We start from the raw sequence: 11,980 nt of genomic DNA on the forward strand, positions 1-11,980 counted from the left end.
TGAAACCATCTGCAGCGCCTATGCTCAAAGCCTGTGGGTTGGGTTATCTTGTGCCCCGCCGGGCGCCATGCCCGCGCTTCTTTTTCTGACCACGATCTAACCGGGTTCGTCGATGCCGTTCTTATCTGATCACCATGGGTGCCAAGGCTGGCAAGGCGAGATGGCAGGCCGCATTCGCGCCTTTGACTGGGCCGTCACCGACCTGGGCGCGCTCGAGCATTGGACGCCCAGCCTGCGCAGTACGGTGCAGTTCATGCTCGCCTCGCCGGTGCCGCTGGTGATGCTCTGGGGGCCGGTGGGCTACATGATCTACAACGACGCCTATGCCCAATTCGCAGGCGGGCGCCACCCGTACCTGCTGGGCTGCCCGGTGGAGCTGGGTTGGCCGGAAGTCGCCGATTTCAACCGTGAAATCATGCGCACCTGCCTCGGCGGCGGAACCCTGTCGTTTCGCAACAAAGAACTTGAATTGCTGCGCAACGGCGTGCCGGAACCGGTCTGGCTCGACCTCTATTACAGCCCGGTGGCGTGGGATAATCAGGCCCCGGCCGGGGTCATGGCGATCGTGGTGGAGACCACCGCCCACGTTATTTCCGAGCAGCGCCGGCAGGACGCCGAGCAGGCGTATCGGGCCGAGAACGAGCGGGTGCAACTGGCCTTGAACGCCGGGGCGTTGCTGGGTTCGTTTGTGTGGGACATCAAGGCCGATCGGCTGTCGGGCGATGAGCGTTTTGCCCGGACCTTCTGTTATCCGCTGCATCAGCCCCTGGACAATCTGCCCAGCGAAATCGCCGAACGCCAGATGCACCCCGATGATCTGCCACGGGTCCGCGAACTGGTCGATTACAGCGTGGCCAAGGGTGGTCCCTACAACGCCGAGTACCGTGTGCGTTGCGCCGATGGCAGCTACCGCTGGCTGCTGGCGTGCGGCCGTTGCGAGTTCGACAGCGCGGGCGAGCCCTTGCGGTTTCCCGGGGTGCTGATCGATATCCACGAGCGCAAGATCGCCGAAGAAGCCTTGCGCCAGCTCAGCCGCAACCTCGAACAGCGGGTGGCCGACGAAGTCCAGGCGCGCCTGGCGGCCGAAGAACAACTGCGCCAGGCGCAGAAACTGGAAGCCATCGGCGGCCTCACCGGCGGCGTGGCCCACGACTTCAACAATCTGCTGCAAGTCATCTCCGGCAACCTGCACTTGCTGGCCCGGCACGAGCCGGACAACGCCAATGTGCAGCGGCGGGTGCGCACCGCGATTGCCGCGGTAGAGCGTGGGGCCAAACTGTCGACCCAACTGCTGGCCTTTGCCCGGCGCCAGCCCTTGTCGCCGGCGGTGTACAGCCTGGACAGCCTGTACGAGGGGATGGAAGAGTTGCTGCAACGGGCCCTGGGCGAAACCATCCGCATCCAGGTGCAATTGCCCGAAGCGCCGTGGTGCATCCGGGTGGACCGCAACCAGCTGGAAAACGCCGTGCTCAACCTGGCGATCAACGCCCGCGACGCCATGCGCGGTGAGGGCACTATCCTGATCCGTGGTGAAAACATCAGCCTGGATCGTGAGTTCTGCGCCGACAGGGGCATCGCCGCCGGTGACTACGTGCGCCTGTCGGTGGCCGACACCGGCGGCGGCATGGCGCCAGAGGTGCTAAAGCAGGCGTTCGAGCCGTTTTTCACCACCAAGACCGAGGGCCAGGGCACCGGGCTGGGGTTGAGCATGGTGTTCGGTTTCGTCAAGCAGAGCGGTGGCCATATCGACATGCTCAGCGTTCCGGGGGAGGGCACCCAGGTGCAGCTGTACTTCGCCCGCAGCCTGGAGCCGGAGGCGAGTGATCCGGTACTTCCCGTGCCCCGCAGCGGCGGTGGCCAGGAGCGGATCCTGGTGGTGGAAGACAACGAGGATGTGCGCAACGCCGCGGTCGAGCTGCTGGAAAGCGCGGGTTACCAGGTGCTGACCGCGATCAACGGCGATGCCGCGATGCAGTGCCTGATGGACGGGCTGGAAGTGGACCTGATCTTCACCGATGTGGTGATGCCGGGCCTGATCAAAAGCTCCGACCTGGCGTTGTGGGCCAAGTCCCGCACCCCGCCGGTCGCGGTGCTGTTCACCTCCGGACATACCCGCGACATCATCTCGCGCAATCACCAGCTCAGCCCCGACACCCACCTGCTGAGCAAACCCTACGGACCCCAGGCACTGACGAGCATGGTCAGGTCGGTGCTGGGTAGCTGAACCCCGCGGCCTAACTGTGAAGCAGTGCATAAAACCGACAAACATCGGCGACAAGCCCTGGGGCAGGCTATAGGCTGCAAAGTTGTACTAACTTGAACTGAAACGACACCGAAAAAAGTGTCGACAGGGCCTCATGACAACAGACTTCGTCTTGCGCGGGTTGAACTAGACAATTGATTGGGACGTACCACTGTGATCTCCAACCTTGAACTGCGCAAAATCGTCGAATCAAGTTTTCTGCCCCTGTACTGCCAATGCACCATCGGTCACGACGGGGTGATGACCGTGCGCATCAGCGACCCTGACAGTGGCCGGGTCGACCTGCTGGTGACCGGCATCGCCACCGCGGCCTTGACCAGCTCCCGGGCAATTGCCGAACTGATTGCCGAGCTGCGCTACGACCTCAATCACACCGGCCTGAGCGATAACCTGGGGGGCCGCCAGTTTCGCGCCTGAGCCCCGCGGCGCTGCCACCGCCGGGCCACCGCAAGAGAGCCGGGCGAGCACTGGCATTGAACATTCAGCGCCTGTCGTTGCCCCAATAGCTGGGCGGCCTGCCTGCGTCGGCGATGCATCGCGCCGGGCAACTGTGTGATGATCCGCGGTCTGGTCGCTCTTCACTTCCTGGCACCCGACACAAGGCTGGCTCATGACTTCGCAGCGCACACCGTCCCCTGATTCCACAGCGTCCTCCCTGCCTTTGAACAGCTCGGGTTTCGTCCGGGTGCGTGGCGCCCGCGAACACAACCTGCAGAACGTCGACGTCGATATCCCCCGCGATGCCCTGGTGGTGTTCACCGGCGTCTCGGGCTCGGGCAAGTCGTCCCTGGCGTTTTCCACCCTGTACGCCGAAGCCCAGCGTCGCTATTTCGAATCGGTGGCGCCCTATGCCCGGCGCCTGATCGATCAGGTCGGGGTGCCGGATGTCGACTCCATCGAAGGCCTGCCGCCGGCCGTGGCCCTGCAACAGCAGCGCGGCACACCCAGCACCCGCTCTTCGGTGGGCAGCGTGACCACCTTGTCCAGTTTGATCCGCATGCTGTATTCCCGCGCCGGCAGCTACCCGCCGGGGCAGCCGATGCTGTATGCCGAAGACTTCTCGCCCAATACCCCCCAAGGCGCCTGCAGCCAATGCCATGGCCTGGGCCGGGTGTATGAGGTGACCGAGGCGTCGATGGTGCCCGACCCTTCGCTGAGCATCCGCCAGCGGGCCGTGGCTTCCTGGCCCCTGGCGTGGCAGGGGCAGAACCAGCGGGACATTCTGGTGACCCTGGGCTATGACGTGGACATTCCCTGGAGCCAGCTGCCGAAAAAACAGCGCGACTGGATTCTCTTCACCGAAGAAACCCCCACGGTGCCGGTCTACGCCGGGCTGACCCCGGCCCAGACCCGCGAAGCCCTCAAGCGCAAGCAGGAGCCCAGTTACATGGGCACCTTCAGCGGCGCCCGGCGCTACGTGCTGCACACCTTCAGCCATAGCCAGAGCGCGCTGATGAAAAAGCGCGTGTCGCAGTTCATGCTCGGCAGCCCGTGCCCGCTGTGCGACGGCAAGCGCCTCAAGCGCGAGGCGCTGTCGGTGACCTTTGCCGGGCTGGATATCGGCGAGTTGTCGCAGATGCCCCTGCTGCAACTGGCCGAGGTGCTGCGCCCGGTGGCAACGCAAGGCTACCTGGCCGAGGTCGAGGAGGGCGGCGCGGTGCTCAGCCACCAGCAGACAGCGGCGGCGCGCCAGCAGCGGGTCGCCCAGGGTGCGCCGGGGCATGCCGGGGCGCCGGATGTGCGGCATACGCCGAACCTGTCCCTGGAAAAACGCCTGGCCGCCCAGCGCATCGCCCAGGACTTGCTGGAGCGGGTCAGCACTTTGACCGACCTGGGCCTGGGCTACCTGGCCCTGGAGCGCAGCACGCCGACCCTGTCCTCCGGCGAGCTGCAACGCCTGCGCCTGGCGACGCAATTGGGCTCGCAACTGTTCGGCGTAATCTACGTGCTCGACGAGCCTTCTGCCGGCCTGCACCCGGCGGATGCCGAAGCCTTGTTCGAGGCGCTGCAACGGCTCAAGGCCTCGGGCAATTCGCTGTTTGTGGTGGAACATGACCTGCAGACCATGCGCCGCGCCGACTGGTTGATCGATGTCGGCCCGGCAGCCGGCGAGCAGGGCGGGCAGGTGCTGTACAGCGGTCCGCCGGCCGGCCTGGCCGAGGTCGCCGCGTCCCAGACCCGGGCCTATCTGTTCGGCGAACAGGCCCCGGTGCCGCGCACGCTGCGCAAGGCCGAGGGCTGGCTGCGCCTGGAGGGCATCACCCGCAATAACCTGCGCGACCTCAGCGTCGAATTCCCCCTGGGCTGCTTTACCGCGGTGACCGGGGTGTCGGGTTCGGGCAAGTCGAGCCTGGTCAGCCATGCCTTGCTGGAACTGGTGGGCGCGCACCTGGGCAAGGCGTCGAGTAACGAGGAGCCGGAAGAACTCAACCTCGAGGACGATGCGCCGCAAACCAGCGGCGGCCAGGTCAGCGCCGGGCTGGAGCAGATCAAGCGCCTGGTGCAGGTCGACCAGAAACCCATCGGCCGCACCCCGCGCTCGAACCTGGCGACCTACACCGGGCTCTTCGACCAGGTGCGCAAACTGTTTGCCGCCACCCCCGAGGCCCGAGAGCAGGGCTACGACGCCGGGCAGTTTTCCTTCAACGTCGCCAAGGGCCGCTGCCCGGCGTGCGAGGGCGAGGGTTTTGTCAGCGTCGAACTGCTGTTTATGCCCAGCGTCTATGCGCCGTGCCCGACCTGTCACGGGGCCCGCTATCACCCGCAGACCCTGGCCATCGAGTGGCAGGGCTTGAACATCGCCCAGGTGCTGCAACTGACGGTGCTCGAAGCGCTGGCAGTGTTCGCCGAGCAGCCGGGCATTCGCCGCGCGTTGCAGGTGCTGCACGATATCGGCCTGGGCTACTTGCGACTGGGGCAGCCGGCCACCGAGCTGTCGGGGGGCGAGGCGCAGCGCATCAAGCTGGCCACCGAGCTGCAACGCAACCCGCGCGGCGCCACCCTCTACGTACTCGATGAGCCCACCACCGGCCTGCACCCGCGGGACGTCGACCGGCTGCTGGAGCAGTTGGACAACCTGGTGCAGACCGGCCACAGCGTGGTGGTGGTCGAGCACGAAATGCGCGTGGTGGCCCAGGCCGACTGGGTGATCGACATGGGCCCGGGAGCGGGCGACCAGGGTGGCCGGGTGGTGGTCAGCGGCACGCCGCAGCAGGTGGCGAAAAACCGCAAGAGCCGCACCGCGCCATTTCTGGCCCAGGCCCTGGGGCAGGCATGATCTGGCGCAAGGATGGACGACGAACGGTTACCGCTGGTCCGATTGGCGGTCGACAGACCCCGGGGGGCGAGGCCATTCTGGTAGGCGACACGCGCGGTAACGTGCTTGTTTCCGATCAATAAACGGAGGTGTTCCATGCCGGTGATTCACGACATTTATCAAGACCTGAGCCGCAGCAAAGAAGACATTCAACAGTGCCGGGCCAACGACCCCCACTTGAATGCGCTGTTCGACAAATACTCCACGATCGATGCTCAGGTCGTTCAAGCGGAGGCCGCTGCCGCCGCCGATGATGAAGTGAGGAAACTCAAGGAAAAACGCCTGCTGATCAAGGACGAAATCTCCCAGAAACTCACCGCCCGCTCCTGACACCATCCCCACCCTCAACCCGCGGCTACACCCGTAGCCGCTGCCGCAGGCTCGGGCCGCGTTCGGACGCTGGCCCTGACCGACGCCGAAGATATGCCTGACAAACCTCCTGCGCTTTCCAGGGCCAGCGCAGTCTTGTGCCTCGGCAGCGGCTACGGGCTACGGGTGTTTTTGCAGCGCCAGGTTCAGGGGCAGGCGCGCCATGTGGCGGGCGGTAAGTGAGCCGAAATACAGGTGGTCGCCGTACTCGCGCACCGTGGTGATCGGCGAATAATTGCCGCTGCTGGCGTCCTGCAGGTTGGCAATCACCCGGCCCTGGGTATCGAGTCCCAGGACAAAGGCGCGTTTCTCCACCGGTTTGGGCAGCACCGTCAGCGCCCGCACCACCATCTTGCGGACCAACGGGTAACCGGCCGTGGCGTCGAGCAACGGATTGCGCGGGGCATACAGCGCCACCCAGAACCGGTCACGGCCATTGAAACTCAGGTTGTCCGGCAGCCCCGGCAGGTTGTCGATAAACAGATCATGGCTCCCGGCGCGCTCACCCTTGAGCCAATAGCGGCTGATGCGATAGGCGCCGGTCTCGTTGACCAGCACATAGGCTTCGTCCGGCCCCAGGGCGATGCCGTTGGCGAACTCCAGGCGGTCCAGCAGCACCTCGGTCTTGCCGTTCTGGAAGTCATAGCGCAACAAACGCCCGTCGCCGCCGTGCTCGATCACCGCTTCGCCATCCTGGCCGTAACCCCAGCGGCTGCTGGCGTCGCTGAAATAGGCGTAGCGCCCGGCGGCGTCCACCGCCACATCGTCGGGGAAGCCGAATTTCAAGCCATTGGCCTCGGTGCTCAAGACACTCAACTGGCCTTGGGTATCCAGCGCCAGCAGGCCCTTGATCCCGTCGGCAATGATCAGCCGCCCATCGGGGTGGCGCGCCAGGCCCAGGGGCCGGCCGCCGGTATTGACCAGGACCTTCAGCAGCTTGCCATCGAGGCTGGTCTGGATCACTCGACCATCGTGCAGGCCGCTGAGCAATTGGCCGTCTTCCAGCAGCAGGGCTTCGGGGCCGTCGATATCCCTGGCACCCACTCCTTCAAGCCCCTTGAGGCGCTGGTTGTCGGCATAGGGGCCGCTGCTCAGGGACGGCGCCGGCGAAGGGCTCCAGGCCACGGGCTGGACCCGGGTCGGGAGCAGCAGCAAAAACGCGGCAAGGGCGATGATCAGCAGCAACAGCAGGCGACCCGTTTTGAATCGGCGGGGGGCGATCGGGTTCATGGCACGGTGACTCCTGTCCGGGGCAATGTCAGTCGGTGGTGTACGCGGCGGCGGGGCTCGGGGGAATGGCCTGTTGCGCCATTTCGCGCAATGCCAGCAACGAGTCCGAAGATTCGCGCTCGATCCGTCGCTTGAATAACAGCTGATTGCCCAGGCGCATCAGCCACCCGCTGAAACCGTACTCCAGGGTCCGCACAAACCGCGTGTGGCCGGTGTCCAGCGCCTGACATTCGTAGGTCACCTGCAACTCCAGGCCATGGTCGCCACGGGCCCGGGCGCTCCAGCGCTGGCCCGGCAGGTATTCGCCGACCTTCCAGCTCAGGTGCCCGCTGCGCCCGCCGGCATGAATCTCCTCCTCGAACCGTGCTCCGGCGTACAGCGGGCCGCTCGGGCCTTCGACCGTGAGCGACGACGGATGCCACTCCGGCCAGCGGCTCGCGCTGCTGGCGTAGGCCAGGGTCGGGACGACGCTGCGGGGGATGTCGATCTGATGCTGCATGCGGGTCATGGGCAGGCTCCGGGGCTCGGCGGTAATGGGTTCGGGCTCCCAGTACAGGGTGCCGAACAGGTAATCCATCAACGGCAGGACAATGTTGAAATTACGCCGTTGCATCAGCTCGCGGCGATGGTGCAGCTCGTGCAGGCGGCGCATCTGGCGAATCCACGGCAGGCGCGCCAGCGGGTGCTCGGCGGGCAAGTGCTCGCAAGCGTGAAACCACTCATAGGCCAGGTAGCCGATCAGCATCGCAGCGGCAAACAGTGCCGCGACATTGGCGTTGAACGGGCGCATCAGCCACCACAGGGGCAGGGCGAACAGCAGGCTGTGGAACACGATCAGCCAGGCCGGAAACAGGATCACCCGCCAGTCGCGCGCGCCGTCGTAGGTCATCTGCCCCGGGACAAAAAAGCTGTGGTGGTCGCCGGTATGCCGCTTATAGAACAGCCGGGCAAAGGCCTGTTTGTGATGCCCCAGCCAGCGGTGCACGACGTAGATGCACAGGTTGAAAAACACCAGGCCCAGGGGCAGCGTCAGCCATTCCAGAGGCTGCACCTGCTCCAGCGTGCCGGCCAGCAGGGCGATGCACAGCACGCCGTAGCCCAACACAAAACCGCCGTGCAGCCACGGGTTGTAACGCGGGCTGACGGTCGCACGGTACTGTTGGCGAAAATGTTCGGTGGTGTCTCGCATGGCCCTGCTCCCGTTGTTGTTTTTATCGGCAGCAGCGTAGCCGCCGGCTGGCTATCCAGCCAATGGGCAGGGCAAACGCCCGAGGGCTACCAGGGTCTCAAGCCCGCCCCAGAGGGTTCGGCGCAGTTGAACCGGGGTGGCGACCTCGGGGACAATCCACGGCTTTGAGCGCACTGCAGGGAGCAACCGATGGAAAAGACCGTGGCATTGGCGATTGAGGCCCTGGAGCCGGAGGAGGCCACCCGGCTGGTGTGTGCCCTGGCATTGGGTTTGTTGCGCGCGGTGCAGGATGAAGCCATTGACCTGGAGGAGGCCGAGCGCCTGCTGTTTTCTCCACGCACCGCTCATACCTTGCAGCACAAGGGCCTGGGGCCCGAGCTGCCGCAGCTGATTCTCGAGTGCTGCGAACTGGAAGATGTGCTGAGCCTGATACCCGAGCGCTTCGCACACAACATGGAGGCCATGGCCGAGCGCTTTTCCAGCCTGCTCAAGGGCGATGCCGGCTACGAAAAACGGACCAGAAAGAAGGCTGGACGGGTCGATCTGTATGTCATTCGCTGATGACACGCCGAGGTGCTCCATGACGCAAGCGAGCTACCCGCGGGGCAAGGTGTTCATGGCCTTCCTGCTGTGCCCGCTGATACCGGGTTTTATCGCCGGCCTGGTCAATAGCGGGCTGCTGGTGGCCCACCTGGCGACTCATCCACGGCTGATCGGCGAGGTCAGGGGCGGTGAAATCCTGCTGATGCCGCTGCTGACACCACTGGTGGCGTTTCTGGTGTTTCTCCTGCCGATGTTTGCCCTGGCCCTGGGGGTGGTCCTGCTGAAGGTCAGGCGTTCAGCCTTCAGTTGCAACGCCTTGGCGTTGATCGGCAGCGTGATGGTGACAGGCTGGGTCCTGCTGTTTATCCGGGCCGTGGTCAATGGCATCGAGCGCGCACGCTACGTGGACTACCTGCCGGGCGTGCTCCTGCTCTGGCTGGCCGCTGCCGTCACCTGCTGGCTGACCGCCCGTTGCTTCCTGCCTTCACCGGATAGCCCGCCCGTGTGCCGAGCCTCGCCTGACTGATCCCCAGGAGCGCGACGCGGGTCGTGTCAGCGAGACGGCGGGTTGGGCCAGCTCTGGATCGCGCCGCGCCAACCTTCATAGGTCTTGGCCACTTGCAGCAGCCATTGATCGGCAAAGCGCGGGGCGATCATCTGCAGGCCGATGGGCAAACCCTCGGCGCTGAAGCCGCAGTTGATCGACAGCGCCGGTTGTTCGCCCATGTTCCAGGGCAGGGTGAAGACGATGTGCTCGAACGGCTGTTGCGGATTGTTGGTGGGAGACGGCCACTCGGCGGGAAAGCTGTTGACCTGATTGGTCGGTGACAGCACCAGGTCGAACTCGCTGAACACCTGGGCGGCGCGGCGGCGCATCTCGAAGGTCTGGTTAAAGCCCCGGACCGCCTCAACCCCTGAAAGATCGGCCCCCGCTGCCGCCCAGTCGCGAATATAGGGCAGCACCCTGGCCAACTGCTCGGCGCCCAGGGCCGACAGTTCCGCCCATTGCCGGGCCCGCCAGAAGCGATCAAGGCCATCCAGTTGGGCGCGGTCCATGATCGGCGCCAGGGTCCGCACCTGGGCCCCGTGGCGTTCGAACAACCGCGCGGCGCCCTGCACCGCCTCGCAGACAAAGCCCTCCGGTTGCAGCCCGGCGCCAGGTTCCAGCATCAGGCCGATCTTCAGGCCCTGGACCGACAGTGGCTGGTCGCTCCAGTCGCTGGCCAGCGGCGGCAGGCTGGTGGCATCGCGGGCATCGGGCTTGGCCAGGTAGCGCATCATCAGCACCGCGTCATTGACGCTGCGGGTCAGGGGCCCGGCACAGCGCCCGGTGTAATAAGGGTCGATGGGAATCCGCCCCAGGGTCGGCTTGAACCCCACCAGGCCGCACCAGGCGGCGGGCAGGCGCACCGAACCGCCGATATCGGTGCCGATATGCAGCGGCCCGTATCCGGCTGCGGCCGCGGCGCCCGCCCCGGAACTGGAGCCGCCGGGGTTGCAGGCGCGGTTCCAGGGGTTGCGGGTGATGCCATGGAAACTCGACAACCCGGAAGACAACATGCCGAAATCCGGCACCGTGGTCTTGGCCAGAATGATCGCCCCGGCTTCGCGCATTCGCGCGGCTGGCGGCGCATCCTGCACGGCAGGCTTGAGCAGGGTGGCGGCGCTGCCCAGGGGAATCGGCGTGCCCCGGGTGGCAATCAGCTCCTTGATCGTGACCGGCACCCCGTCCAGCGGACCCTGGGGCGAACCCTTGTGCCAGCGCTCGGTGGAGGCCCGGGCCTGCTGGAGCACCTGCTGCGGATCGAAGGCGTAGAGCGCGCGGATATGCGGCTCCCAGCGCTCGATATGGGCCAGCAGATGCTCGTAATAGTCCAGGGGAGACAGGGTGCGGCCGGCGAACCGGGCCAGCAGTTGGGAGGCTTGGAGCTCGTGCAGATCAGTCATCGAACGCATCCTTGGGCCGGGCGTCAGTCGGGTTGCCGATGATTTGACTGTAGCGTCTCCACCCGGGCCCAACCATCATCCGTGGCGCTGCCCTGATGACCTTGTTCAGCCGTAGGAGCCGGCAAGCCGGCTCCTACGGGGGGGCATGTGTCAGGGTTGAAGAGGCTGTGCCCGCAGCTGGCGCCCCAATACATCCAGCACATCACAGCCATCGCGCAACGGAATGGCGCAGACCAGCGCCAGCTCCTGCAACACCAGGGCATCGCCGGGGATATCGGGCCGCGCGGCGAAGTTTTCCAGCAGTTGAGTGACGGCGCGGATGCGATAGGCGGCCGCTTCGTACAGCACATCGGCGGGGGCCTGGGTATCGATCAGCAGGGAAGGGATGGTGCAGTCGTGGCCGGTGATCGGCATGTAACGATTCATGGGTGCTTCTCCATTCGTGGGTGAGGCTGCCAGCGCTTTGTCGCCAAACAAAGGGGTGGCAGCTGTACGCGGGTTGGCGAGCCGGGAATGGAAGAACCGACAGACCCGAAGGTCTCCCGCGCACAGCCGCCATAAAGCAGTGTGCGGGTACAGGTGCCCTGCCAAATCTGCCAGAGCGCCTGTTCAATCCATTCATAGGGTCGCCAAACCCGATCGTCATCAGGACGACGCAGGACTATAGGCACGCCCCCAGGAACAGGACAAGGCACTGGCACGACAGGAATTTCTGAGATTGCTGTAGGACTCAGGAGCGCGAGTGTGAATCAAGCACGCCGGAGGTTCAACGCCCGGCCTCAGTCGAAGCCGATGCGCGAGGTCTGGCGGATTTCGCGGTCATGCAGCTGATTGATATCGGTCTCGTAACTGCATTGTCCGCTGCAACGGTGTTCGACACTGATTGGGGCCTTGAACTGCAACTTCAGTGTCGGCGCAGTGGGTTCGGGCGCTGGCGCCGCGGTCGTGGCCTCTGCCAGCGGCGGCTGCGGGTAGCTCAGGTCAAGGCTGGCGGCCTGGGCCGAGCAGGCCAGCAGGCTGAGTAGGGCGCTGGTAAAAAACGCTTTGCAACTGCACATCATCAACATCGCACTGTCATAAAAGGGTTGCCGATTATAACGAACCAGGGTCGGTAAATTTAATA

Annotated in this window: 11 protein-coding genes; 6 read left to right on the forward strand and 5 right to left on the reverse strand. The window is 65.2% G+C overall.

What is annotated here, in order from left to right; genetic code table 11:
• The first annotated feature begins 112 nt into the window (after nucleotides 1-112).
• The 4 genes from AC19YX_RS21615 (at nucleotide 113) to AC19YX_RS21630 (ending at nucleotide 5,909) form a co-directional block, all read left to right on the forward strand.
• Entirely contained in the window at nucleotides 113-2,224 is a 2,112-nt protein-coding gene (locus AC19YX_RS21615; protein ID WP_500606969.1) for a hybrid sensor histidine kinase/response regulator, read from the forward strand.
• Between the two features lie 192 nt (nucleotides 2,225-2,416).
• The gene (locus AC19YX_RS21620; RefSeq protein ID WP_020296920.1) at nucleotides 2,417-2,680 is read left to right on the forward strand and encodes a DUF1652 domain-containing protein; all 264 of its coding nucleotides are present in this window, start codon (nucleotides 2,417-2,419) and stop codon (nucleotides 2,678-2,680) included.
• Nucleotides 2,681-2,873: 193 nt separating this feature from the next.
• Nucleotides 2,874-5,540 (forward strand): excinuclease ABC subunit UvrA, encoded by a 2,667-nt coding sequence (gene uvrA, locus AC19YX_RS21625; RefSeq protein WP_500606970.1) that lies wholly within the window; start codon nucleotides 2,874-2,876, stop codon nucleotides 5,538-5,540.
• A 135-nt stretch (nucleotides 5,541-5,675) separates the two neighbouring features.
• Complete coding sequence (locus tag AC19YX_RS21630) at nucleotides 5,676-5,909, forward strand: DUF465 domain-containing protein (RefSeq protein WP_078468732.1); 234 nt, start codon at nucleotides 5,676-5,678, stop codon at nucleotides 5,907-5,909.
• Nucleotides 5,910-6,068: 159 nt separating this feature from the next.
• Here the strand turns inward: AC19YX_RS21630 and AC19YX_RS21635 are convergent, their stop codons facing one another.
• Together AC19YX_RS21635 and AC19YX_RS21640 are read right to left on the reverse strand one after the other, a co-directional pair.
• Nucleotides 6,069-7,178: an SMP-30/gluconolactonase/LRE family protein gene (locus AC19YX_RS21635; protein ID WP_500606971.1), complete on the reverse strand. Its 1,110-nt coding sequence runs from the start codon at nucleotides 7,176-7,178 to the stop codon at nucleotides 6,069-6,071.
• Nucleotides 7,179-7,206: 28 nt separating this feature from the next.
• Nucleotides 7,207-8,367: an SRPBCC family protein gene (locus AC19YX_RS21640; RefSeq protein ID WP_500606972.1), complete on the reverse strand. Its 1,161-nt coding sequence runs from the start codon at nucleotides 8,365-8,367 to the stop codon at nucleotides 7,207-7,209.
• A 189-nt stretch (nucleotides 8,368-8,556) separates the two neighbouring features.
• Here AC19YX_RS21640 and AC19YX_RS21645 point away from each other — a divergent pair, with 189 nt between their 5' ends.
• Nucleotides 8,557-8,928, forward strand: coding sequence for a DUF3969 family protein (locus AC19YX_RS21645; RefSeq protein ID WP_500606973.1), 372 nt, complete (start codon nucleotides 8,557-8,559; stop codon nucleotides 8,926-8,928).
• 19 nt (nucleotides 8,929-8,947) lie between these two features.
• The gene (locus AC19YX_RS21650; RefSeq protein WP_500606974.1) at nucleotides 8,948-9,436 is read left to right on the forward strand and encodes a hypothetical protein; all 489 of its coding nucleotides are present in this window, start codon (nucleotides 8,948-8,950) and stop codon (nucleotides 9,434-9,436) included.
• A gap of 26 nt (nucleotides 9,437-9,462) precedes the next feature.
• On the opposite strand, the gene AC19YX_RS21655 is transcribed toward AC19YX_RS21650, so the two are convergent.
• The 3 genes from AC19YX_RS21655 to AC19YX_RS21665 form a co-directional block, all read right to left on the reverse strand.
• Complete coding sequence (locus AC19YX_RS21655; RefSeq protein WP_500606975.1) at nucleotides 9,463-10,857, reverse strand: amidase; 1,395 nt, start codon at nucleotides 10,855-10,857, stop codon at nucleotides 9,463-9,465.
• 150 nt (nucleotides 10,858-11,007) lie between these two features.
• Nucleotides 11,008-11,283, reverse strand: a complete 276-nt coding sequence (locus AC19YX_RS21660) for a hypothetical protein (protein WP_078468738.1) — start codon at nucleotides 11,281-11,283, stop codon at nucleotides 11,008-11,010.
• Between the two features lie 353 nt (nucleotides 11,284-11,636).
• On the reverse strand, nucleotides 11,637-11,924 hold the full coding sequence (locus AC19YX_RS21665; RefSeq protein ID WP_500606976.1) for a hypothetical protein: 288 nt from the start codon (nucleotides 11,922-11,924) through the stop codon (nucleotides 11,637-11,639).
• Nucleotides 11,925-11,980: the final 56 nt, after the last annotated feature.

The organism is Pseudomonas sp. MF09150, assembly GCF_059862355.1.